The 24,460-nt window shown below is 42.0% G+C and carries 23 protein-coding genes; 12 read left to right on the top strand and 11 right to left on the bottom strand.

Translation table 11 applies throughout. The features are described from left to right. Positions 1 to 108: 108 nt before the first annotated feature. The 3 genes from ACQFX9_RS29095 to ACQFX9_RS29085 all read left to right on the top strand — a co-directional run bounded on the left by ACQFX9_RS29095 (position 109) and on the right by ACQFX9_RS29085 (position 3,236). A complete protein-coding gene (locus ACQFX9_RS29095) occupies positions 109 to 573 on the top strand; it encodes a hypothetical protein (protein ID WP_427159979.1) in 465 nt (154 codons plus the stop codon). A 242-nt stretch (positions 574 to 815) separates the two neighbouring features. After that, positions 816 to 1,619 (top strand): sulfite exporter TauE/SafE family protein, encoded by an 804-nt coding sequence (locus tag ACQFX9_RS29090; protein WP_427159978.1) that lies wholly within the window; start codon positions 816 to 818, stop codon positions 1,617 to 1,619. Positions 1,620 to 1,727: 108 nt separating this feature from the next. Then, positions 1,728 to 3,236, top strand: coding sequence for a UbiD family decarboxylase (locus ACQFX9_RS29085; RefSeq protein ID WP_427159977.1), 1,509 nt, complete (start codon positions 1,728 to 1,730; stop codon positions 3,234 to 3,236). Between the two features lie 93 nt (positions 3,237 to 3,329). Here ACQFX9_RS29085 and ACQFX9_RS29080 read toward each other — a convergent pair whose 3' ends face one another. Then, a complete protein-coding gene (locus ACQFX9_RS29080) occupies positions 3,330 to 3,806 on the bottom strand; it encodes a TspO/MBR family protein (protein ID WP_427159976.1) in 477 nt (158 codons plus the stop codon). A gap of 240 nt (positions 3,807 to 4,046) precedes the next feature. Here ACQFX9_RS29080 and ACQFX9_RS29075 point away from each other — a divergent pair, with 240 nt between their 5' ends. Both ACQFX9_RS29075 and ACQFX9_RS29070 read left to right on the top strand, forming a co-directional pair. Beyond that, the gene (locus ACQFX9_RS29075) at positions 4,047 to 4,430 is read left to right on the top strand and encodes a hypothetical protein (RefSeq protein WP_427159975.1); all 384 of its coding nucleotides are present in this window, start codon (positions 4,047 to 4,049) and stop codon (positions 4,428 to 4,430) included. 123 nt (positions 4,431 to 4,553) lie between these two features. Continuing rightward, complete coding sequence (locus tag ACQFX9_RS29070) at positions 4,554 to 8,138, top strand: WD40 repeat domain-containing protein (protein ID WP_427159974.1); 3,585 nt, start codon at positions 4,554 to 4,556, stop codon at positions 8,136 to 8,138. Positions 8,139 to 8,383: 245 nt separating this feature from the next. On the opposite strand, the gene ACQFX9_RS29065 is transcribed toward ACQFX9_RS29070, so the two are convergent. The 3 genes from ACQFX9_RS29065 to ACQFX9_RS29055 form a co-directional block, all read right to left on the bottom strand. Then, positions 8,384 to 8,659, bottom strand: coding sequence for an RNA recognition motif domain-containing protein (locus ACQFX9_RS29065; protein WP_427159973.1), 276 nt, complete (start codon positions 8,657 to 8,659; stop codon positions 8,384 to 8,386). Positions 8,660 to 8,793: 134 nt separating this feature from the next. Next, positions 8,794 to 8,928, bottom strand: coding sequence for a hypothetical protein (locus ACQFX9_RS29060; protein ID WP_427159972.1), 135 nt, complete (start codon positions 8,926 to 8,928; stop codon positions 8,794 to 8,796). Between the two features lie 131 nt (positions 8,929 to 9,059). Continuing rightward, the gene (locus ACQFX9_RS29055; RefSeq protein WP_427163030.1) at positions 9,060 to 9,593 is read right to left on the bottom strand and encodes a CAP domain-containing protein; all 534 of its coding nucleotides are present in this window, start codon (positions 9,591 to 9,593) and stop codon (positions 9,060 to 9,062) included. 409 nt (positions 9,594 to 10,002) lie between these two features. On the opposite strand from ACQFX9_RS29055, the gene ACQFX9_RS29050 reads away from it, so the two are divergent. The 3 genes from ACQFX9_RS29050 to argC all read left to right on the top strand — a co-directional run bounded on the left by ACQFX9_RS29050 (position 10,003) and on the right by argC (position 13,636). Next, positions 10,003 to 10,812, top strand: a complete 810-nt coding sequence (locus tag ACQFX9_RS29050; RefSeq protein WP_427159971.1) for an ester cyclase — start codon at positions 10,003 to 10,005, stop codon at positions 10,810 to 10,812. 323 nt (positions 10,813 to 11,135) lie between these two features. After that, complete coding sequence (locus ACQFX9_RS29045; RefSeq protein ID WP_427159970.1) at positions 11,136 to 12,590, top strand: GTP-binding protein; 1,455 nt, start codon at positions 11,136 to 11,138, stop codon at positions 12,588 to 12,590. Between the two features lie 77 nt (positions 12,591 to 12,667). Then, on the top strand, positions 12,668 to 13,636 hold the full coding sequence (argC, locus tag ACQFX9_RS29040) for an N-acetyl-gamma-glutamyl-phosphate reductase (protein WP_427159969.1): 969 nt from the start codon (positions 12,668 to 12,670) through the stop codon (positions 13,634 to 13,636). A gap of 213 nt (positions 13,637 to 13,849) precedes the next feature. Here the strand turns inward: argC and ACQFX9_RS29035 are convergent, their stop codons facing one another. Next, positions 13,850 to 15,505, bottom strand: coding sequence for a mechanosensitive ion channel (locus tag ACQFX9_RS29035; protein ID WP_427163029.1), 1,656 nt, complete (start codon positions 15,503 to 15,505; stop codon positions 13,850 to 13,852). A gap of 635 nt (positions 15,506 to 16,140) precedes the next feature. On the opposite strand from ACQFX9_RS29035, the gene ACQFX9_RS29030 reads away from it, so the two are divergent. After that, positions 16,141 to 16,593, top strand: a complete 453-nt coding sequence (locus ACQFX9_RS29030; RefSeq protein WP_427159968.1) for an SRPBCC family protein — start codon at positions 16,141 to 16,143, stop codon at positions 16,591 to 16,593. Between the two features lie 110 nt (positions 16,594 to 16,703). Here ACQFX9_RS29030 and ACQFX9_RS29025 read toward each other — a convergent pair whose 3' ends face one another. From ACQFX9_RS29025 to ACQFX9_RS29005, 5 genes are all read right to left on the bottom strand, one after another. Further along, entirely contained in the window at positions 16,704 to 17,300 is a 597-nt protein-coding gene (locus tag ACQFX9_RS29025; RefSeq protein WP_427159967.1) for a 2OG-Fe(II) oxygenase, read from the bottom strand. Between the two features lie 6 nt (positions 17,301 to 17,306). Then, on the bottom strand, positions 17,307 to 17,699 hold the full coding sequence (locus ACQFX9_RS29020; protein WP_427159966.1) for a DUF309 domain-containing protein: 393 nt from the start codon (positions 17,697 to 17,699) through the stop codon (positions 17,307 to 17,309). Further along, a complete protein-coding gene (locus ACQFX9_RS29015; protein WP_427159965.1) occupies positions 17,696 to 18,061 on the bottom strand; it encodes a ferredoxin thioredoxin reductase catalytic beta subunit in 366 nt (121 codons plus the stop codon). Before ACQFX9_RS29015 ends, ACQFX9_RS29020 begins: the two co-directional genes overlap by 4 nt. Before the next feature lie 209 nt (positions 18,062 to 18,270). After that, complete coding sequence (locus ACQFX9_RS29010) at positions 18,271 to 18,585, bottom strand: hypothetical protein (protein WP_427159964.1); 315 nt, start codon at positions 18,583 to 18,585, stop codon at positions 18,271 to 18,273. A 416-nt stretch (positions 18,586 to 19,001) separates the two neighbouring features. Beyond that, positions 19,002 to 19,217 (bottom strand): hypothetical protein, encoded by a 216-nt coding sequence (locus ACQFX9_RS29005; RefSeq protein ID WP_427159963.1) that lies wholly within the window; start codon positions 19,215 to 19,217, stop codon positions 19,002 to 19,004. A 399-nt stretch (positions 19,218 to 19,616) separates the two neighbouring features. On the opposite strand from ACQFX9_RS29005, the gene ACQFX9_RS29000 reads away from it, so the two are divergent. Together ACQFX9_RS29000 and ACQFX9_RS28995 are read left to right on the top strand one after the other, a co-directional pair. Next, positions 19,617 to 20,279 (top strand): hypothetical protein, encoded by a 663-nt coding sequence (locus ACQFX9_RS29000; RefSeq protein ID WP_427159962.1) that lies wholly within the window; start codon positions 19,617 to 19,619, stop codon positions 20,277 to 20,279. A 49-nt stretch (positions 20,280 to 20,328) separates the two neighbouring features. Next, on the top strand, positions 20,329 to 22,194 hold the full coding sequence (locus tag ACQFX9_RS28995; protein ID WP_427159961.1) for a peptidoglycan D,D-transpeptidase FtsI family protein: 1,866 nt from the start codon (positions 20,329 to 20,331) through the stop codon (positions 22,192 to 22,194). 106 nt (positions 22,195 to 22,300) lie between these two features. Here ACQFX9_RS28995 and ACQFX9_RS28990 read toward each other — a convergent pair whose 3' ends face one another. Next, positions 22,301 to 23,398: a glutamate--cysteine ligase gene (locus tag ACQFX9_RS28990; protein WP_427159960.1), complete on the bottom strand. Its 1,098-nt coding sequence runs from the start codon at positions 23,396 to 23,398 to the stop codon at positions 22,301 to 22,303. A 130-nt stretch (positions 23,399 to 23,528) separates the two neighbouring features. On the opposite strand from ACQFX9_RS28990, the gene ACQFX9_RS28985 reads away from it, so the two are divergent. Beyond that, positions 23,529 to 24,443 carry a hypothetical protein gene (locus tag ACQFX9_RS28985; RefSeq protein WP_427159959.1) on the top strand — a complete coding sequence of 305 codons (915 nt, stop codon included), beginning with the start codon at positions 23,529 to 23,531 and terminating at the stop codon, positions 24,441 to 24,443. Positions 24,444 to 24,460 lie beyond the last annotated feature (17 nt).

Raw genomic sequence — 24,460 nt, 5'->3', positions numbered from 1 at the left:
AATCGTGATTTGAAATACAGTTTTGATTTTACGAATGTGTATTTCTTGATAGATTTTTATGTCTTTTTATATTAAACTACGGTAAGTAGATAGAGAAAAGGTACTTTTATGGAAAATACGCAAAATTTTAGTGATGAATTAAACGAAAACACAATAAACATATCCCAGGAATCATCAGATACAATCACTGGAAGCGTTAATTTTAGAAGCATTTTGAAGAAAATCAGAGGTGGTTTTTTCTTTGTGCTGGGGTATATGTTGTCACCTCTATCTTGGTGGAATGATCTATTTTTTAATTTGCCTGTAGCCTATGGTTTTGGGTATTTGTGCAGTTTGTTAAATAAAGATTTGTTAATTCCCTGTGCGATCGCGGGGTATTGGCTATCGAATGTCGCCGGGATTCTCTTAATGCAGGCGGGAGTTGTAGATGTGTTTCAAAATCAACCCCAAGAACGCAACCTCAAAAAAGAACTATTAATGGGTTTAGCTTCATCCACTGTCTACACCCTAGTCATTCTGGCACTCATCCAATTCAAGATTCTAGACACTCCAGACTTATTCCCCGGTAGTTAGTCGGGGTTTTTTTTCGGGATGAATATTCATCCCCAAGTGGCTTGAAACTTAGTAACTTCGGGACATCGGGATTAGGAAGTCATAGCAATTCAAAATTAAAAATTAAAAATTAAAAATGACAGTACCAACAGATAAAAATCAAAATTTCACCTAATCCCCAATCCCCAATCCCCAATACTTCGACAAGCTCAGTACAAGTCCCCAATCCCCAATCCCCAGTACCCAATTCCTCTTCAATAATCATGGACTATTTACTACTACCTTTTTTGAGTTTTGTTATTGGCATCATCGTTGGTTTAACAGGGATTGGTGGCGCGTCTCTCATCACCCCGATGTTAATCTTCGTTTTTCAAGTTCCCCCGTCTATTGCAGTTAGTTCGGATGTAGTCGCCGCCACTCTGATGAAATTTATCGGTGGCTGGAAACATTGGCAGCAAAAGACTTTAGATGTAGATGTTGTCAAATGGCTAGCCTTGGGAAGCGTCCCTGGTTCTCTTTTGGGTGTAGGAATTCTTTACCTGATTAAACAGACTCAAACACTCAACCTCGATGATATTTTACTCAGAGCAATTGGCGTAATGATTCTTTTCGTCGCCATCATTGGACTAGTGCAGATTTTCTTAAAAGCCTTCTTCCCCGATGTCAAGTTACCGGAAATATCAAAATTTGACTTAAATACCCCAGGTGGTAAAATCCAAAGCTTAGTAGTGGGAGCAATTTTAGGCTGCATGGTGGGAATGACCAGCGTATCATCAGGTTCAATGTTTGCGATCGTCCTAATTACCTTCTTCTGCTTAGACTCCCGCCAACTAGTAGGTACAGACTTAGCACAAGCCGCCATCCTACTCCTATTCACATCATTAGGACATATCTTTCTAGGTACAGTTGACTGGGGTTTAGTCTTCCCCATCTGGTGCGGCACAGTTCCAGGAGTCATAGTTGGTGCTAAACTCTGTCAAATGATGCCCCAAAAAACCCTCAGACTAGTAATTTACACCATCCTAGTAGGAGTAAGCTGGAAACTCGTCTATCACACCACTGCGTAGGTAAGCCATCTTTCTTCTCTGTTTACTGTTCCCTGTTCCCTGTTCCCTTTCCAGCTAATAATATAAGAAGACGCTTCACATTTCTTAAACATTAGCTTAAACAAAACCATGGCCAGAGACTTACGGGGATTTATTAAAATTCTAGAAGAAAGAGGACAATTAAGGCGTATTTCTGCCCTAGTTGACCCAGACTTAGAAATAGCAGAAATTTCCAACCGGATGCTACAACAAGGTGGCCCTGGCTTGTTATTTGAAAACGTCAAAGGTGCATCCTTCCCCGTAGCAGTCAACTTAATGGGAACTGTAGAAAGGATATGCTGGGCGATGAATATGCAGCATCCCCAAGAATTAGAAACTCTGGGTAAAAAGCTGAGTCTGCTGCAACAACCAAAGCCACCAAAAAAGATTTCCCAAGCCATAGACTTTGGGAAAGTGCTGTTTGATGTAGTCAAAGCTAAACCAGGAAGAGACTTTTTCCCCGCCTGTCAGCAGGTAGTGATTGAAGGGGATGATTTAGACTTAAACACGTTACCTTTAATACGTCCTTACCCTGGTGATGCAGGTAAGATTATCACGCTCGGACTAGTAATTACTAAGGATTGTGAGACAGGTACGCCAAACGTCGGCGTGTATCGTTTACAACTGCAATCTAAAAATACCATGACCGTTCACTGGCTATCAGTGCGGGGTGGGGCAAGACATTTACGCAAAGCTGCCGAAAAAGGTAAAAAATTAGAAATAGCGATCGCATTAGGTGTAGATCCTCTAATTATCATGGCTGCGGCTACACCCATCCCTGTAGATTTATCAGAATGGTTATTTGCGGGACTTTATGGTGGTTCTGGTGTAAATCTGGCGAAGTGTAAAACTGTAGATTTAGAAGTTCCCGCCGATTCCGAGTTTGTCTTAGAAGGGACAATTACACCAGGGGAAGTATTACCAGATGGCCCCTTTGGCGACCACATGGGGTATTACGGCGGCGTAGAAGATTCCCCCTTGATTCGCTTTCAGTGCATGACACACCGCAAAGACCCGATTTATCTGACCACATTTAGCGGTCGTCCCCCCAAAGAAGAAGCCATGATGGCGATCGCTCTCAATCGGATCTATACTCCTATTTTGCGGCAACAAGTCTCAGAAATCGTGGATTTCTTCCTACCCATGGAAGCTTTGAGTTATAAAGCCGCCATTATTTCCATTGATAAAGCCTACCCAGGACAAGCAAGACGCGCCGCCTTGGCCTTTTGGAGTGCTTTACCCCAATTTACATATACCAAATTTGTGATTGTCGTTGATAAAGACATTAACATTCGTGACCCGCGTCAAGTAGTATGGGCGATTAGTTCCAAAGTTGACCCCACGCGAGATGTGTTTATTCTCCCCAATACCCCCTTTGACACCTTAGATTTCGCCAGTGAGAAAATCGGTTTAGGTGGACGTATGGGAATTGATGCAACTACCAAAATTCCCCCAGAAACAGACCATGAATGGGGCGCACCTTTAGAATCTGATCTAGATGTAGCCGCAATGGTAGATAGACGCTGGGCTGAGTATGGTTTAGCGGATTTACAGTTAGGAGAAGTTGACCCAAATTTGTTTGGTTACGATATGAAATAAGTTGATTTTTGACTGTTTTAGGGGCGGGTTTAAACAAAATATCTGTTTTTAAACGTAAATATCTACCAAAACCCGCCCCTACTGACTGTTGATTTATCCAGCCACGCCAGGATTGAGTTGCAATAATAACCAAGTCAAATAAGTCCCGAATGGCCCCCAAAGGGCGTAGGGAAGAAATAGCCAAGCAGCCTTTTGAGAAATCGGTCTGACAACAAAAGCTAAAATATATACTAAAAGCGTAGCTAGTCCACCGAGAATAATTCCGCCTGTGAGGCTTCGCAGTTCTACTACAACAGGGCTGTAGGTGGAAGTGAGGAGGGCTATTGATGCGTAAACAGCCATCAACAACCAAGGACGAGAACCTTGTCTAGTTTTTTTCTCCCACACAATAATTGCTGAGATAGTCAGACAAGCCCAAATCAAAGTCCAAACAAACGGAATGATGAATTCAAACGTCAACCAGTCAGGACGTTGTAAGTTTTGAAACCAAGGATCGCGCAGTGAGGTAAACAGGCTACCACCAAAAAACAACGCTGCTGAAACTGCTGTGATAATCCATTTAGCTTTCACAATGCTTTCCTGTCAGAGTGGGCTGATATTCGTAGTTTAACGTGGGTTTGACGTATTGAAACTCCCATGAGAAAGATGTGTGTACAAAGTATCTCTGCATGGTGGATTCATGGTAAAGGGTTTTAGCAAAGTTAACAAGCAGCTAATTGCATAACAACTAGTAGAATTACTGATAATATAAGCGCATAAGCTAAGTATTTTCACAGCTATCAATTATTAACGATTAACTAAGGGTGAATTATGGAGCCTATTTCTTTGATTATTACTGCTTTAGGTGCTGGTGCGATCGCAGCTACTCAAGAAACCGCAGGAACAGCCGTTAAAGATGCCTATCAGGGTTTGAAGACTTTGATTAAAAATAAATTGGAAGGTGATGTTCTGGGACAAGCGATGGTAGATGCTAAACCAGAAGAAATTAAGCAAGCTGAAGGTTTGTTAAAAGACAAAATTACCAAAACTGGTGCAGATCAAGACCAGGAAATCATTAAAGTGGCTCAGGAGTTACTAGACAAGCTGAAAGAACAACCTGGGGGACAGCAAATAATCAATCAAACTCAAACCAACACAATGAGTGGAAATACGATCTCTGGCAATGTAAACTTCGCCCCAGTTCAGCAAGGTTAAACCAATTCGCAATTCGCAATTCGCAATTCGCAATTCGCAATGGGCTAAATCCCCACTAAAACACTTGCGGCTTGATAGAAGCCAGGGATTAAACCCCTAAATTTTGTTAAGGATACCAGGAGCATGAACGAGTTACTCCCAAATCAACCATCTCAAGAACAAGAAAATCTCTTAAAGGATACTAGTGTTGGGGGCGATTTGACTTACGCTCCTGTACAGATAATTAACTATTACTATCGGGAAGAAGCAAGATTAGTCCCTTCTGATTCTACAGACGCTGCTGACGAAAGTCTTCCCTGTCCTTATCGCGGTTTGTTTCACTTTGGCCCCGATGATGCGGAGTTTTTCTTTGGACGCGAGGTATTTGTAGAAGAACTGTTCGCTGCCACTCAAAGCCGTAATTTTATCCCTGTGTTGGGTGCGTCGGGAAGCGGAAAATCTTCGGTGGTGTTGGCGGGATTGGTGCCGAAGTTACAAAAAGAAGGTTATTGGAAGTTTACTCACTTCCGTCCTGGTTCAGAACCATTCCAAGCTCTGGCTGAGTCGCTGGTTCCCCTTTACGAGCCGGATAAAAATGCTACTGAGCAAATGTTTCAAGCTCGTAAGTTAGCTGAATACTTTGCTAATGGTTCTATTCCTCTGCAAGATGTTTTCTCCAAAATTAAACGGAATTATCCCAATCATCGAGTGTTGTTGATTGCCGACCAATTTGAAGAACTTTATACTTTGTGTGCAGATCAGAAAATTCGCCATAGTTTCCTAGATACGTTATTAGCTTGCTTTCAATCTGACCCTGACAATAATACTGTGCTGGTTGGAACCATGCGGGCGGATTTCTTGGGAAATCTCCTCTCCTATCGTCCGCTTGCAGATGTGTTGCAAAATGCTGACATCAAGCTGCCACCGATGAACTGTGATGAACTTTCACAGGTGATTGCAAAGCCTGCTGAGAAATTGGGGGTAACATTTCAAGATGGACTGGTGGAACGCATTTTGGATGATGTGGAAGATGAACCGGGAAATTTACCTCTTTTGGAGTTTGCATTAACTCAGTTGTGGAAGCAGCGAACGGGTAAACAGTTAACTCATACAGCTTATGAGGAAATTGGTGAGGTAAAAGGTGCCTTGGCTCGTCATGCAGATGAGAATTACGGTAAGTTGAGTCCCACTCAAAAAGAACATGTGCGGCGAATTTTTATTCAGTTGGTGCATCCAGGGGAAGGAACGGAGGATACGCGACGACTAGCGACAAAAGCCGAATTGGGTGAAGCCAGCTGGGGATTGGTGAAACAGTTGGCGGATAATCGATTAGTAGTCACCAGTCAAAATTCTGCTAACCAAGAGACAGTAGAAGTTGTTCATGAAGCGTTAATCCGTAATTGGGGCGAACTTCGGCAATGGATGGATGCAGACCGTAGCTTTCGGGCTTGGCAAGACCGTTTGCGCTCTGCAATGTATCAATGGGAACAGACGCAACGGGATGAAGGGGCATTGTTGCGGGGTGCAGCGTTGGTAGAGGGGGAAGAAAAGCTAAAACAGCGGCGAGAGGATATTAGCACAGGCGAGCAAGAGTTTATTCAAGCTAGTGTGGAAGTGCGCGATCGGCAAAAAAAGCAAGAGAAAGAAGCTAGAAAGCGTCAGATCGTGGTAACTTCGATTACATCTGTATTCTTTGCTGGATTCGCGATTTTGGCTGGATATCAATGGAGACAAGCAGAAATCGGGCAAATTCAGGCATTGAGCCAATCTTCAAAAACTAATTTCACGGTGAATCGAAATTCTTTTGATGCGCTAATTGATGTATTAAAAGCAGGGAAGCATTTACAACAATTCCCTGGAGGCATCACCGACCAAGAAGTCGAGGCTGATGTTCTGACAAATTTGGCACAGTCCGTGAACTGGGTGAGGGAGCAAAACCGCTTGCAAGGACATACAAGCGGTGTTCAGAGTGTTAGCTTTAGCCCGGATGGTCAAATGCTTGCTACAGCCAGTTCTGATCGCACAGTAAGGTTATGGCGACGGGATGGAAGTTTATTTAAAATTTTGAAAGGACATACACAAGAAGTTAGGAGCGTCCGTTTTAGTCCTGATAGAAAAACGATTGCTTCTGGCGGTCTGGATGGAACAGTCAGGCTTTGGGACAACAACGGTAATTTTATACGACTTATTCCAGCTCACAAAGATCCGGTTATGAGCGTCAGTTTTAGCCCTAATGGAAAGACGATTGCTACTGCTAGTGTTGACAAAACTGTAAAACTGTGGCGATTGGATGGTCAGTTGCTCTTTACTTTCGAGAAACATCAGGGTTTGGTAAGGCAAGTGAGTTTTAGTCCTAAAGGCGATCGCATTATCACGGTCAGTGATGACAAAACGGTAAAGCTCTGGAGCCAAGATGGCAAGTTACTAAAAACTCTCGACAAATACTCTGACGCTGTTGCGAGTGCAGATTTCAGCCCTGACGGTAGCTTTTTTGTTACTGGTAGTACAGATGGAACAGTGAATCTTTGGAATCAAGAGGGTGAGTTTGTAAGGACTTTTAAGCATTCTGGAGCAGTATGGAGCGTTAGTGTGAGTATAGATGCACAAACAATTGCTTCTGCTAGTACGGATGGAACCGTAAGACTCTGGGCGCGAGATGGCAGATTACTGGATACTTGGGCAGGTCATGAGGGAGTAATTACCAATGTAGCTTTTAGTCCAGATGGAAATGTGCTTGCTACTGCTGGTAGAGATGGCATTACGAAGCTTTGGCAGGTAAATCGAAGTGGGCTTACTCTTTTGGTTGGACAAGACGATATGCTTGGCGCAAAGTTCAGCCAGGATCGTAAACGAATTGCAAGTGCAAGTTCTGATGGAACGGTGAGCATCTGGAGTCAAGACGGTAAGTTACTTTCTACCCCGATAAAGCATCAAAGTGCGGTCAATGCCGTTAGTTTCAGTCGAGATGGAAAAACTATTGTTAGTGGTGATGATGACGGCACAATAAGGCTTTGGCGTGACGGACAACCCTCGAAAATACTCGGAAAGCACAAAGGGTCTGTCTTGTCCCTTAGCTTCAGTCCTGACGAACAAATCCTTGCTTCTGCCAGTGCTGATAGAACCGCGAAACTTTGGAATTTAGATGGCAAAGAACTTATAACCTTAGAAAAAGGCAACTATAGGGTGTTGAGTGTGGCTTTCAGTTCTGACGGACACACAATTGCCACGGCGGGCGATGACAAGACCGTGAAATTGTGGAGCCATGAAGGTAAAGAACTTAGAAGATGGGAAACACATACAAGTGTAATTCGGTCTGTTGGTTTTAGTGCCGATGGACAAACAATCATCACTGCTGGTGACAAGATAATAGAGCTTTGGCAACGAGATGGAAGGTTAATTACAACTCTGAGTGGACATCAAGGTTCGGTACTTGACATCAGTTTTAGTCCCAATGGAAAAATAATTGCCTCCGCTAGTAGTGATAAGACAATAAAGCTTTGGCAACGGGATGGAACATTAATTACAACTCTGAGTGGACATCAAGGTTCGGTGCATACTGTGAGTTTTAGTAGCGATAGCAAATGGTTGGCATCTGCTGGTGCAGATAAACTTGTTTTGCTATGGGATGTGTCAGCTCTTAGTTTGAAGGGGTTGCTGGAAAAAGGATGCAACCAGATCAGCAATTATTTGAACACTCAAACAAATACTTTAAAAACATTATGTAATTGATATAGGATTACTATTTGATTTTTGAACAAAATTAAGTAATGCAGTTGCGTGTCGAGGCTAAGATGTTACAAAAAAATTGTAAGTTGGGTGAAGGCTTTGCGTAACCCAACATCCTGATATCTGTTGGGTTGCGCTCCGCTCCACCCAACCTACGTCTAATGCAGAATTTTTTTGCTTGCTACGCCACTACCTATCTTTTCAAAAATCAAATATGAGTCCTATATATCGTTAAGTTCGCCCTACTTCTATTTGCCTCTAGGGGGGTCATAAGGGTTCGTCTCTTCCGATTGCTCTTTGAGCAGCTCGTCTTGGACTTTCTCAACTTTAACTTCCTGCTTATGCCATAATGATCCATTCAGTTTTTCAATAGCATCCTTTTCATATTCATGATTATCTAGTATCACATAAGCACTTTCCTGCTCCCTCAATAATGTAATAATCTGAATTTTTCCATAGCGCGAAAAAAGTTTGTCTAGATCGGAGTCAGTATTCGGAATCGGTAAATTGCTGACCTTGAGCATTTTGAATACCCCTGATTAATTAAAATCGCGAACCGTTCACTAAAGATAGAACTTTCGCATAAACACTTAAAGCTTTTGTTAAAAAGCTTAGGAGTTTAGTACAGACGCAATTTTACCATTAAGTGTATAAAAGCTCATCGGCTATAATGTCCATTATTTCGTAAGTGCGATCGCATTTTCGCACAACTTTCAGGAGTGATCGCACAAAAGCGGATTTTCCCAATATGCGATCGCATCACAGTAAAATCTGCGCCATCATTGACGCTCATTTTTTGCGGTTGTTAGGAGATTGCTACCATAACAACATAGTTTCTAGTTCGTTTTGATTTTAGCTTGGAGATATCTGGGCAATATGCGATCGCATCTATCACCATAAAACATAAAAACTTTACTGGCATTTTTACGGAAAGGGGCGCAAGAATAACTGAGTAACGTAGTAAGTATTACCTTCGCGCCAAACTCCTACACCTGTTTCCGTAAATACTGGACGCAGAATATTTTCTCGGTGTCCTCGGCTTTTCATCCATCCTTCAATAGCTGCTGGTACTGGACGAGGTACATTTTGACTAGTGAATAAGTTCTCACCCACGGCTGAGTAAAGAATCCCGCCTCTGAGGACTCTTTCTTGTGGTGTGCTACCGTCAGCACCAGTATGGCTAAAGAAGTTTTGTTCAGCCATTTGGCGGCTATATTTGCGGGCAACTTGCGCTAACTTTTGATTATCTTTGAGTGGCTGAAGCCCATTTTTTTGTCTGACTTGGTTAATCCCTTGGCGAATTTGTGCTTCCATTTGGGAAGTTGTGACAGACTCAGGCGAAAGTAACGGTTGTGGTGATTGGTTGGGAATAGGTATTGTTGGCAGAGGGGGTAAATTTTTTTCGATAGATTCACACCCAGCCAACAAAAATGCGATCACCAAAGGTGCGCGGAGCATCGCCAACGGTGGGGCGTAGTGCATCTTTGCCCGTAATAAACCCATTTTCCGATTAAATAAACGCATTCCAGGTAAGCAATAATTCATGAGATAGTTTTTTCCGGCTATTTTGATAATTACGTATCTTCTTTTTAGATTTATATATGCTCTAATTGGCGAGAAATTTTATTTATAAAATATTAAAATTCCCAATCTTTCTGTTTACGAACATCCTTGATTTATGATTGGCATAATGATAGAAGATGCTGACATGGGCAATAATCAAGCTTTGGTGCTAACAAATGGTAACTAATTAAAACTACCAGAAAAACTGTATAAGCTGCTGCTAAATAAGAGGGCGATCGCTGCAAAATTCTGCCATTAATCTTAATTTACAGTTACTTCTTAGTTCCTTTGCGTGTAGGTATTTATGGATTCCATCGACATTAGTAAACTTCATCTTTGGGTACAAGATAGAGACACTGTGTTGCAATATAGCAACGATGTAGAATGGCGTTATGGTCAAAAGCCAGACTATACCCGTTCTGATGAAAAACTAGCCGCAGAAAGTATACAAAACCATCCCGAAAACTCCCTAGAAAGATTAGTTCAAAATTTGGTCAGAGCCTTTGATATTGAGGCCAACTTTAAAACTAATCCATCTCAATGGTTAACTGTCGTCCAAGACAAGTTTCGCATGAGTACCAATGGCGGTTATGGTTACACAATTACAGATTTGATTAATTCAGGTACTTATAAACTATTAATCGGCGATAACCAGCATTACAAAGCCAGTGAAGAAAACTTTGAAACTTCAACTAATCTCTTTCATACAGCTTTTCCTGATGGTTTTGCATGGGAAGTTATAGAAGTTTATTCCACGCCACCAAGAGTTGTGTTTAAATGGCGACACTGGGGTACTTTTAAAGGTGCATATAAAAACTATGCCCCAACAGGTGAAACCATTGAAATTATTGGTACTAGTGTAGTTCATCTCAGAGATGACCTAAAAATTCTCTGCTTAGAACATTACTATGACAATACCAAGTTCTTAGATAAACTCACAGCAGGTGGAAAATTACCCAACAATGATCAAACACAGCAGTTAGCACCTAAGAAGAAATCTTCTCTCTGGCAAAAGTTATGGAACTTCATCAGCAGATTTCTACCTTGGAAAAGAAAAACAACAGATGTAAATCTCTCGACTAGTCGTTGTCCTTTTGCTGGCATCACAAATTAAATTTGTGTAGTAATACTATTTTTTTGCAGATGCACATAACAGTACCCTCCTGTAGTCTCTTACAGAGAGGTATTGTTATATGCGTGTTTTGAATACAAGGTTTGTAGTATGTGTAGGGTGTGTTAGGCGTAAGCCGTAACGCACCGAAAACTTTGCAGTAGATGCGTTACGCTGTCGCGAACACATCCTACGAACTATGTACATTTCAGAAATCAAAGATTAGTCCTATAGGATTCTGAGATTTTCCCTATACCCCTACACCTCTACCTTCATACACTACGATTAAAAAGGACTGTTAAATTTTAAATTCGGAGCGCAGCGAAGTGACATCCACATTGCCCGAACCGCATCATAATGACTCATCCAACTGGGAGGAAGAATTAGATAGTGCCATTTTTAGCTTTGAAGACATTCAAGCAGAACTCAACTATAAACAAGCACAAACGGCACTGCGTAATCTAGTGGCTAGTCTTGACCTCAGTCCCCAGGAAAAAGCGGGTTTAGAGTCGGAAATTGCTGATTTGGAAACTATGCTGGGAAAATTAGACAGTATGGTAGTCCAGATTGCAGCTTTTGGCATGGTGGGAAGGGGTAAATCTTCGCTGTTAAATGCTTTAGTGGGACAATCAGTGTTTGAAACTGGCCCCCTACATGGTGTAACTCGTACGGCTCAAAGTGTCAATTGGAGTGTTAGCGAAGAGGCTATTGGCGAAACAGAACGTGCTTTACGGGTGACTTTACCAGGTGTTGGTAAATCCCAAGTGGAATTAATTGATACCCCAGGCTTAGATGAAATTGATGGGGAAACACGCACAGCTTTAGCGGAACAAATAGCAAAACAGGCTGATTTAATTCTGTTTGTGATTGCAGGTGATATGACTAAAGTTGAGCAGGTGGCTTTATCGCAATTGCGGGAAGCAGGTAAACCGATAATTTTAGTATTTAACAAAGTAGACCAATATCCTGAAGCCGATCGCTTGGCAATTTATCGGAAAATTAAAGATGATCGGGTACGGGAATTACTCACACCTTTAGAAATCGTCATGGCGGCTGCATCGCCATTGGTAAAAACTGCTGTCCGGCGTGCAGATGGGACTAGGGGTGTACAGATGCGTCCTGGTGCGGCGCAGGTGGAAGAGTTAAAGCTGAAAATCTTAGAGATTTTGCAGCGTGAAGGTAAAGCTTTAGTCGCACTCAACACCATGCTTTATGCTGACACAGTGAACGAGCAACTAGTGCAGCGTAAATTGCTGATTCGGGAACAGAACGCCAATCAGTTAATTTGGAAAGCAGTCATGACTAAAGCTGTGGCGATCGCACTCAATCCCGTTACAGTAGTAGATATACTGAGTAGTATAGTTATTGATATAGCTCTGATTTTAGGTTTATCTAAACTCTACGGCATCCCTATGACTGAAGCTGGGGCTGTGCAGTTATTACAAAAAATCGCTATCAGTATGGGTGGTATCGGAGTTAGTGAATTATTAGCCAACTTGGGTTTAAGTGGCTTGAAAACTTTACTAGGTATCTCTGCATCAGCCACAGCCGGTTTTGCCCTTGGCCCTTATATTTCCGTGGCTTTAACCCAAGCTGGGGTAGCTGGTGTTTCTTCCTATGGGATTGGACAAGTTACCAAGGTGTATTTAGCCAATGGCGCAACCTGGGGGCCAGATGGGCCGAAAGCCGTTATTAATCGTATTTTGTCTACTCTAGATGAAGCATCAATTTTGAATCGCATTAAAGATGAATTGATGCACAAGGTAAAATTCAAAAATTAGTCAATAGTCAACAGTCAATAGTCAACAGTCAATAGTCAACAGTCAATAGTCAACAGTCAACAATTAACAATTAAGGTATGAATAAGCCGAAAATTTTTATTGATGGGGAATCAGGAACTACTGGCTTACAGATTTACTCGCGTTTGAATCAACGGGATGATATTGAATTAGTTAGTATTGAGCCATCTAAACGCAAGGATGCGACGGAAAGGGCAAAATTAATTAATGCAGTTGATGTTTTGATTCTCTGTTTACCTGATGATGCAGCCCGTGAAGCTGTCAGTTTAGTAGATAATGATCAGGTGAAGATTCTCGATGCTAGTACCGCCTATCGCACGGCTGCGGGTTGGGTTTATGGTTTCCCAGAACTGAACCCAGAACAACGAGAAAAAATTGCTCATGCTCAGTTTGTGAGTAATCCTGGCTGTTATCCTACAGGATTTTTAGCTTGCATTCGTCCGTTGATAGCTCAAGAGATTATTCCTCACACCTTCCCTATTACCATTAATGCGGTGTCTGGTTACTCTGGTGGCGGTAAGAATCTCATCCAAAAATACGATACCTTTCATGAACAGCAAACGGCAGCACATTCTCTTTATCCCTACGGTATTTATGGTTTGCAGTTCGGACATAAACACGTTAAGGAAATGCACCAGCATTCTGGTTTAGCATCACCGCCGTTATTTGTCCCATCAGTGGGAGATTTCGCCCAAGGGATGTTAGTTCAAATACCTTTACCTCTATGGACTTTAGCTAATCCCCCATCAGGTGAAACAATTCATCAAGCGATCGCACAATACTACGCTGGTGAAAAGTTTGTCCAGGTAGCACCTTTTAAAGATACAAGTTTACTCAGAGACGGTACTTTCTTGGATGCAATGGCAATGAATGACACAAATATTGTGCAGTTATTCGTCTTTGCCAATGATGCCACCCAAGAAGCCTTATTAGTAGCGCGTCTCGATAATCTCGGTAAAGGCGCATCCGGTGCAGCCGTCCAAAATCTCAATATTATGTTGGGTGTTCCCGAAGATTTGGGGCTTTGAAGGACTGGGGATTGGGGACTGGGGACTGGGGACTGGGCAATTCAATTTTGGATTTTGGATTTTAAATTTTGAATTTTGAATTTTGAATTGATTGCCCTTATACCAATTCTGCACAATTAGGCAACAGATGCAAAGCCTGAAACTCAGATGGTATCTGACTTTCTGAATTGCGAATTGCGAATTGCGAATTGGTATTACACCCCCTCTTCTAAATCAACTCTTTTGCTTAAAAGACTCTACCCATTCTCGCATTTGTTCACGGGCGATATCTCTGCCGCCAAGGCCGAAGGCTAGGGCAATGGCAACGGCGATCGCACCTAGTAATAAGCCGAATGCTAAATTGACTATATCGCTGGCTATGCCAATCTGTTGTAATGCCATTGCGGAAACTAAAGTAATGATGGAAATCCGCGCTACTTGACCTAAAATCATGGCTTGACGGTTGCCAGAACTGGTAATGATGTTAAAGGCGAGATTGGCTAAAAATAAGCCGATGGCGAAGACTACTAAGCCTGCTAAAATTCGTCCAATAATTACCAGAATACCTGTTACTAAAACCGTTAGTGCTGGAATATTGAGAATATTAACGGCTGCTACTGTAGCAAATAATAAAATCCCGACTAACACCACAATCCCAGCAATTTCTGATGGGGTACGTGTCGTTACTGAGGGAATGTGTGTATCATCTGCATCGGTGACAGGCTTGGCTTTGGGTACGGGTAAACCCAGAATGGCGAAAATATTATTGAAGCCTAAACTTGTGAGGATGCTGGTGACAATATCTGCTACAAACCGCCCCAGGAAGTAGGCAAAAATCAAGATGGCGATCGCTGTGAGGATGGCGGGTAAAACATTGAGAATCTGCTGTAGCATGGCGATCGCAGGTACAGAGATCGCCTCAATTTTTAAGGCGTTGAGAGAGGCGATCGCGACAGGAATTAAAATCAAGATGTAAACTATTGTCCCTGTAATCGCTGAAAAAGACTGCATCCCAGCCGCAGGTGATAGCCCTAGTCTACTACCTAAATGATCGACTCCCGTTGTCGCTAGCAAGTTAGTGACAATTTGCTTAACTACATTCGCTAAAAACCAACCAACTCCAGCAATCAGTGTTGCTGCTAAGATATTCGGCAGAATTGAGAGAATTTCTGTAATTAAAGCTTGTATGGGCTGTAATGCTTCCTTGAGTCCCAACGTATCGAGAACAGGAACGAGAAACAAGAGGAAGATAAACCAATATAAAGCCTGTCCGATAGTTTCACTTAAAGACAAACCCTGAAACTTGAAACTACCATCTGATTCATCTTGCTGCAAACGTTCATCCAGTTTCAATGCTTGCAGTCCGCGTCTTGTCACCAACTTGACGATAGTCGCTAAAACCCAAGCCAAACCTAAAAGTACAGATGCACCGACTACTTTGGGTAAAAACCCAATGAGTTTTTCGAGAAAACTATTGAGTGGGCGAGAAGCTACCTCTAAGCCTAATGTTTGTAAGACAGCTACAACTGTTAAAAGGATAATGCTCCAAAAAACAAGGCCAGAAATAAATTTTTCAACTTGAGGTACATCCTGACGACCCGTAATTCCAGCCGCAATGCGATTATCAATATCGGTATTGTTCAGAATTTTACGTACAACAGCCGCCACACCGGCCGCAACTAACCAACCGACTAATAAAATTGCCGTTGCCCCTAGCAATCTCGGTATAAATTGCAGCACTGGCTGTAATATTCCTTGTAAATCAGCCAGACCTTGATTGACCTCCGGTGACTCTACAGGTAAGTTGGGTGATTGTGCTAGTAGTTGCGTCCACCTCAATGATACATCTACTCTACTCGTCTGTAATATTCCTGAGAAAATAGTATTCATCATGTGTAAAAACATCACTATTTATAGCGAATTAATCCAGTTATTCCCAGCGATCGCCAACATTAAGTGTTGCAATCATTACTCAGAATCTCCTGGACGAGAAACTCTACAGATGAAAGGGAACAGGGAACAGGCAACGGGCAACAGGGAAAACTAAGCCACCCACAAAGGGGAGTGGCGTGGGTGGGTTTCCCGACTTGAGAGAACTGGCGTTGGGGTTTCAACCTACCTTGCGATACAAGGATTATTTCGCCCACAATTCCACTCGGCTTAAAACCTTGCTTCTCTAACGAGACGCTGCGCGAACGGGGCTACTTTTTTCTTCTGTTCCCTGTTCCCTCTTGCCTGTTCCCGCCCCGAAGGGGCTTAGTAAAGACATCTCGGTAAATTCGCCAAAAAACGATGCTCCCTATTGTGTTCTATTGTTTTGCGTATTAATTTAGCAGTAAGAATCCATTTTTCATGAACCAGTAGAGTATTTTTTTACTTTTTTCAGTAAAACTTATACAGCAGGGAACAGGGAACAGGGAACGGGGAACAGGAAACAAGCCAAAGACTCTTTTCTTTTTACTTTTACCTTTTACCTTTTGCCTTTCCCAGTCCCCAGTCCCCAATCCCCAATCCCCAGTCTCCCAATGCCCCAACTCCTAGAACAATCAATACAAATTAACGCCACAGCCACCGCCGTAGAACGGTGCTTGACTGATTTAGAATTAATGCACCGATGGCTCAATCCTGTGCTGCGTTGTGAACCTGTGGGTGAAACTTGGAGTACAGAGGTAGGCAGTAAAAGCCGCTTTTTAATTCAAATTCCTATTATTCAACCCACCTTAAATAGTGTGGTGGTGGAGAGACAACCGGGTTTAGTGGTGTGGGAATTTCAGGGATTTTTCCAAGGGCGCGATCACTGGGAATGTCAACCCACACCATCAGGTACACTATTACTCAACCGCTTTGAATTTGAGATTCCCAACCCCATAGTTAGTTGGGGATTTAACACCTTCGCCGCCAAGTGGACAAAAGAAGATATGCAATTACAGCTACGCCGCCTCAAACGAGTAGCAGAAGAAGTACAAATGGTGCGTTAGTGGGGTGCAAGGGTTTAAGGGTGTAGGGGTTTAGGGGAGAATAATTATATTCCTATTTTCCAATGCCCAATGCCCAATCCCCAGTCCCCAGTCCCCAGTCCCCAGTCCCCTCAATTTCTCCTCGCCACCCTAGACTCCACTATAAACTCTGGTATTTCCGAGAGTTCAGCCTCACTCAAACTATACTGTTCACAAACTAAACTCAGTCGATTTCCAGGAGTTTTGACGGCGTTGACAGAATGTGTTAAGTCGCCTTGAAAGTAAACTAAGCTATTCATTTGCGGCTTAATTTGTCCCAGTAGTCGTTTGTGGGACTTGAGTACCAATTCTCCCCCTTCCATATCCGTTGGTACGCGTACATAAAGAACGCTGACTACAGTGGGGGGTTCAACCGTTTTACAATAAGAACGCAAAGAGCGATCGATATGCGGATCAACACGAGAGCCTTCTTTGAGCAGTAAAGGATTGAGGTAAAAAGCATTACAGTCAGGACGGAGGGCTAAATCTAGGTAAGGCTTAAAGTAGGGAAATTGCGTCTCTACCTGTGGGATGTGGGATTTTTGAAACACCACAGAAAATCCTTTAGTACCCACAAAATCGCGGTTGAGGTTGTTGATAGCAAAGTAAGGACAAGCGTGAATTTCTCCCCAGAGGTGTTTGAGATAGTCGCTAGGGAAGACGTTATCTTGTTTTTGACAGTATTTCACCTTGCTTTAATCATAATTCAGGATAATTTTGGGGATGGGTAAGGCGATATTTTCGTCAAGGTTATCATTATTATTGGGATTAACTGCGATCGCTTGTATGGCTTTTAATAAAATCGCGCTTTGACTCAGTAATTCATCGACATCAATCCCACCGTAAACGGATGGGTAACGTCTGAGGCGATTACTACCCTCCCCTAATAAAATAGCTGCACCCCGCCAGTTACGATTTCCCATATGATAAAGAGCCACAGCGATTTGCAGAATACCTTGATAGAAGGTTTTTTCCGGTTCGGTGGCTTCAATCCATAAAGCTTCTAGGGTGTCATGACAGGCGTAGAACTGTCCAGCGTTAAATTGTTCTACACCTTGCCAGTATTCTAAAGGCATGGTTTCACTCATGCCATGCTTTCTCGCACTTCTTTAATCGCTTCCAGAGAGATTTCTTGGCTTTGTCCAGCAAACTCATTATCTGGTGTCAGGAATAGCATACAATGACACTCTTTGCGTTCTCTCATTGGCACACAAGGACAGTTCCAATATGCAGCATTAACTTCAGCTTCTTTATCTTCGTAATGGCGACAGGGACACAAAGGCGAACCTAAGTCATCTTTATGTTTCGCTAACCCTTCAATCACCACCGCAGTCACGGAAGGTTCAGCACAAAAGAAAGTTCCTGTACGCTTGGCATATTGTTCTGAAAAGTGGCGCATGGCCTCTAAACTTTTATCGCTAGATGTTGTGTTCGCTTCAGATGAAATCATTGGGATCGGCAGCTCATAATTTAAACATTTCTTTGCATTGTACCGCAGGACTGGGGACTGGGGATTGGTGAAGGTGGAAGGCAAAAGGCAAAAGAATCTTTACTTTATTGCGAATTGCGAATTGCGAATTGGTTTTTTACTTTTTACTTGTTCTGGGATTGAGGATGGGGTAAAAACTTCCCTGTTCCCTGTTCTCTAATAATTAATCTTCACAAATCTAAAAAAGGAAAAAGTTGCAGTAAAACTCCGCGTATCCTTAATAGGAAGACTGTTTGCCGTAATTTACTGCTTAACTTGGGAGGGGGACTGACTCGCAGTTGTTCTTGTAGTTGTGCGTATTCAACGGCTGTTAAGGGTTTCCCATCTATGGGCGATCGCGCTTCAATGATAATTTCTGTGCGTAGTATTTCTTCGGGAATATCCTCTACAGGCGGTAAAGCCATCACAGTCGCTCCCATGTGGCTCAATAACCACACCAAAATACTACTACTGAGGCTAATCACGGAAAACCTAATCCACTTCATGAATTTGGCGCACTTTGAGGCTAATAGCAAGCTTTCAATTCTTTCTACAGATGGCGATCGCTTTTAATTTTCTAGTAAAAATACTTAGTCTTATGCTATAAATATAACTATATAATCTGACTTAATTATAAATTAACAAACCACAATCCCTGTAATTTTTAGGTCTTTCCGACTCAGGACTTAGTTTTTGCTTTCTAAGTGATTTGGACACTGAAGTGAGAAATTCAAAATTTTCATCAGTGTCCTTTACCTACTGCTCTACCAATAATCAACTACTGGCAAGGCTAAATTGAGCTTTGAGCCTTTATGTGATGCAAAACGCAGCTATATCGATATTTTCACTTGTAACTAATGACCTCATTGAGTTTCATGAGGATTAGTTACAAACCTTTTTATAGAAGAATCAGAACTATCTTCTAGGGAGTGGTAGGAGCGGGGGTAGAAGCTGGAGTGGTAGCAGGGGTAGTAGCAGGGGTAGCAGGTGGGGTTGTACCTGAATCAGTAGGTTCAGCAGGGGTGGTAGTAGTAGTAGCAGGGGTAGTAGCATCGGGAGCAGGGGGATTTTCGCCACAAGCTCCTAAAAATCCAGCCAGACTCAACAGTAAAGCAAAACCAAAGATTTTTGTTTTCATAACTCCTCTTTCACCAATTGCGGCAATAAAACAATCTCGCCTGTTGAATACGATAACCTATTTTGCTGATTTTTTAAATTTTTTAAAGCTCTGCGAATGTATATTGAAAATCTATACTATGGGCGGAGTTTATTAGTTTTATTATGATGTGCGGGTCGTGCCAGAAACCGAAAATCTGTCAATTATCAGAATCTAGTAAATAGATCAGACATTATAGTATGCGATCGCCCTGTTGATAGCGTGGGGATAACACTTGAGTCGTTCAACCCAGTTTTTCGGTAAACTAACCTGATGGGCATCAATCCAGGTATTATTCGCATTTGTGACTAGAGGGTAAGTCTAACCTTAGCAAAAACGGATAATCAGATTACAATACATTATTTCTTATCGTAAAAAGTTATGGCTGCTGTTCGTAAATCAGCTGTTTCTACAACTGGTAGTTGGTTTCGCCAAGGTTCTACGCCCAGACGCAGGAGGCGAAAATCGACAAGTTTGGGTTCTAGTGCTATCACCGAACCCTCTCCCGTAATCACTAAAACACAACGTCCTACCTCAAAAGGCTTGTCTCTGCCCTTAAATCCTAGAAGAGAAAGTCCTCTTTCACCAGCATCCTCAACCCTCAAAAGTCCACCACACCCGAAATTAAGAAACACAAAGTCAGAATCTCTGGACTTACCTGTAGTACCTAACGCCCAAGTTATGCCCTTGTGGTTGTTAAGACTCAACGCCTTACATCGCCATTCCTCGATCATTGCTTTTTTATTGGTAAGTTCAGTTCTAGCTGTCTATGGGTGGACAGTTTACGCCCAAGAACTTTGGGGGCAAAATTATCGGAGGTTGCAAAACCTCCAACGCTATGAGCGACAAATGACAACTACCAACGCCACCCTCAAAAATAAAATGGCCGAGGAAGCAGAAAAATCCAGTACAGGGTTAGTATCACCATCTCCGGCTAATAGCGTTTTCTTATCTACGACATCCCCACCCACCCCTCTGAAATCCCCAGACAAGAAACCAACTTCAGAAACAAAACAGCCTACTTCCTCGCCAATGGCATATTGATTTTCGGTCAACAGCCAACAGTCAACAGTCACCAGAAAAAATCAGGGTAATGCCAAAATCACCAAGTCAATTAAAATTCAGAAAATTGCGTCAGCCTGCGGAATTTACTGGACGGCAAAGGGTTAATCGAGAACGGAATCGGAACAACACAGTCCCCTCCATTCCAGAACAAACATCAAATCCTAAATCCCGATTATTGACTGTTTGGGGCATATTAATGGCCTGTGGATTAGGATTGGCTATCAATTTGTATAATCTACAAATCATCCAGGGGAACAAGCTCACACAGAGGGCGAGAAACCAGCAAATGGTGAATTTGCGCCCCTATATGCCCCGTCGTCTGATTGTCGATCGCAATGATAATGTGTTAGCGGTTGACCGTCCTGTGTATACTCTGTATGCCCATCCCAAGTTGTTTGACAAGTCGCAGGAAGCCATAGCGGAAAAATTAGCTCCCCTTCTCGACAAAACTCCAGCTGATTTAGTCAAAATTTTTCAAAGCCGCAAAACGGGGATTACCCTATCCTCAAGTTTGCCTGAAACCACAGCTGATCAAGTTACAGCCTTACGGTTAAATGGTTTTGAGTTGATCCCCAAATACTCCCGCTATTACCCCCAAGGAGACTTACTGGCAGATATTGTGGGATATGTCAATGTTGACAGACTAGGCCAAGCTGGTGTGGAACTTTCTCAGCAACAGTGGTTGGAACGTTCTGTGAAAACTGTGCGCTTAAGTCGGGCTGGTAATGGCGCATTAATGCCAGACTACGCGCCTGAAGGTTTTCTGAATGCTGACGATTTACGGATGAAATTGACCATTGATAGCCGTCTGCAAAGGGCAGCTCGAACTGCACTTAAAGATCAACTAGAAAAGTTTCAGGGTAAACGTGGGGCTGTTATTGTCATGGATGCTTTCGATGGCTCAATTTTAGCCCTAGTTTCTCAACCTACCTATAACCCTAACGATTATTCTAAAGCAGATATTTCTCTATTTAAAAACTGGACAGTCTCGGATCTCTACGAGCCAGGGTCAACATTTAAACCGTTAAATGTGGCGATCGCATTGGAAAATGGAGTCATCAAAGCCGATGATACATTTAACGACCCTGGTGCAATTCAAGTCGGAAAATACACCATTAGAAATGCTGGTCTCAATGGTTATGGGCGGATTAATATTGCTCAAATTCTGCAAAACTCCAGCAACATCGGGATGGTGCAAATCATCCAAAGGTTAAAACCTTCGGTTTATTACAACTGGTTAGAACGCTTGGGTTTAGGACAAGCAGTTGATACAGACTTACCCTCTGTAGCTACTAGTAAACTCAAAAATCAAGAAACATTTATTCGTTCACCTATCGAGTATGCAACCGCCTCTTTCGGTCAAGGTTTCTCTCTAACACCCTTACAGTTAGTCCAAATGCAAGGCGCGTTAGCTAATGGTGGAAAATTAGTCACGCCTCATATCGTACAAGGATTAGTTGATAGTAAAGGACAAGTTCACTACACACCTAATCGCCCAGCCCCACGCCAAATTTTCTCAGCAAGCACAGCACAAAAAGTTGTAGAAATGATGGAAACTGTGGTCACGGAAGGAACAGGAAAAGCTGCTCAAATTCCTGGTTATCGCATAGGTGGAAAAACAGGAACAGCCCAAAAAGCTAGTCCTAACGGTGGTTACATTCCTGGTGCTAGGATTACCAGTTTTATCGGCATTTTACCGGTAAATTCTCCCCGTTATGTAGTTTTAGCTGTAGTTGACGAACCCAAAGGAGCAAACGCTTACGGTTCAACTGTTGCAGCCCCCATCGTCAAGTCAGTGATGGATGCTCTAATTCCTATTGAAAAGATTCCCCCCAGTCAAGATATTGACTCACAATCTAATACAGATAGTGAGAAACCAGCACCTAGAGATTAAAATATTTATCAATTATCAGGTTTACTACGTGGATTGTGGATTGTGGATTGAATTCAATCTAAAATCCACAATCTAAAATCTAAAATTTCCAGTCCCCAGTCCCTCACTAATAAGTTTGTCTAAGTGTATTTTCAATAGAGCCTACACTGTGAAAAACATCTATTAATTCATGAGATTTTGTACGGCGTTTTTCTAACATTAATTGCAATGGTGTTAACAATTCCACATCAGGATCATCTCTGAGTGCAAATTTTGCTGCTTGCAAGATTTGTTGAGCATTATTAAATATATCTTCGTGTTCAAAACCCACTTTTGCTGATAATTGATGTAGAGATGTGTCCGGCGTGATGGCTCTACCATTTAATGAATCATCTAGTATTAAGCCTTTTAATAATGCTAATAATGCGGCATAGATATTAAAATCATCACAAGTATCAAAGGCTTTAAACTCAATGCGTCCTACTTCGGCTGGTAAACGAGCTATTTTTGTGAGTGACGGCACACTTTTAATTAATTTTTCTGCTTCAGGCACAAATACTAAGGTAGCTGACCTTTTGCCTGTTCTGATAAATGTCCTCACTGATAAACCTTCCCAAAGTGTGCCGTTATAAAAAGGCGAACTATAACTAAAAGGCACAATATAAGGACTGTAGTAAGTCAACTTTTTTCCAATATCAATTACCTGCGGAATAGATAAACCTGGACAAGAAATATTTAAGTCGGGCCCGTATGAAACCATGTAAATATAAGCAGTTTGTTCATCGGGATAGGCTTGTAACTGCTGTATTTCATATTCATTTAATGGTGGGTTTGGTTCAAAAACCGTTTTGTAGGGATTAAAACTAGTTAAAACTGGTGAAAATCCGAATTGAGCAGCTACTTGAGATAGTAAATCAAAACTATTGGATAATTCTTGGATTACATCCTGAATACAGGAGTGTATTGTAGTTCTAATTTCGATCCCCTTGGAGGTACAGTCAATAACTTCGTCGGAATCAGCAAATCTTTCAAACCCTTCAATGTACCATCTTTTTTTCCTAATACCAGCATCACCTACTCGCAATTGCAAATGGTCATCAGGATATATGGGTAGTTGATCTACAATTTGAGCGAAATCTGCAAATTTTGTACAGGTAAAATCTGCAAACTTTCCTTCTCGGTTGAGGAAAGCCACTTCATGTTCAATACCAAAGAAAAAACTCATAGCAATTAATAGGAAAAATTCTTAATAATCCCACCAGAATATAATACACCAAGCTAGTATGGTGGCGAGGTTTTTTAGGCGATCGCCATCTTCATGTTACTTTTATTACATTCAATACCAGAGCTAATTAATGAAAAAACTGAGACACAAGTTAGTTATCAAGATTTTGATTGTGGCGGCTTTACTACTGATATCCCAACAAGTCTTAGCACAGTCTTGGCGACCTGTTCGCGGTGGGATTAGCTTTGGTATCAGTGGGATGTCAGTATTAAGCCAGAAAGATAATGCTGTAGATTTCCTCATTGTTCATGACAACAAGCAGAAAAATCAAGGTCGTTTAGCAATTATTAGTATTCAAGGTCAGGAATCCCCAGTCTATTTTCCTATAGATTGGCCAAATAATACCGAATTACCCCTAGATTTAGAAGCTTTAACATCTATTCCTGGTAAAAGCAACTCTCGGTTTATAGCTTTTAGCAGTGCTGGCAAAGGTTATGATATTCAATTAAATCCTACAAATAAAACTATCTCACTCATCAAAGTATTTGAATTAGCAAAAATTCCTCCAGACAGTAATTTTGAAGGATTTACATTACAAAATATCGACGGTAAATTAATTGCAGTTTGGGCGCATCGAGGCGCAGATAAAGAACCAGCGATTATTTATTGGGGATTATTTGACTTAGCAAAATATCAAATTACTCCCATCGGTTCTGCACAGATCAAAGTACCATTCCCCACTAATAATGTCCGCCACATTTCCGATATTAAGGTAGATGCAGCCGGAATTGTCTACATCACATCTGCTAGTGACACAGGTGATGATGGCCCGTTTGAATCTGCTGTTTATGTGGCTGGTTATTTCGGATTATCTGGTGACAAAATTACCTGGAAACAAAACCCACAGTTATTTCCTCTCTACCGTTTTAAATACCACAAAATTGAAGCTTTAGAACTAGTTACTGGTGCAAATGGTGGCTTAGTTGTGGGTACAGATGATGAAAATTTAGGTGGCTATATTTACACTGTAGGACAAGATAATTAATAGGGCATAAAAAGGCA

Source organism: Aliinostoc sp. HNIBRCY26 (assembly GCF_050235535.1).
GTDB lineage: Bacteria > Cyanobacteriota > Cyanobacteriia > Cyanobacteriales > Nostocaceae > Trichormus.
This window is presented reverse-complemented; position numbering and strand designations above follow the sequence as displayed.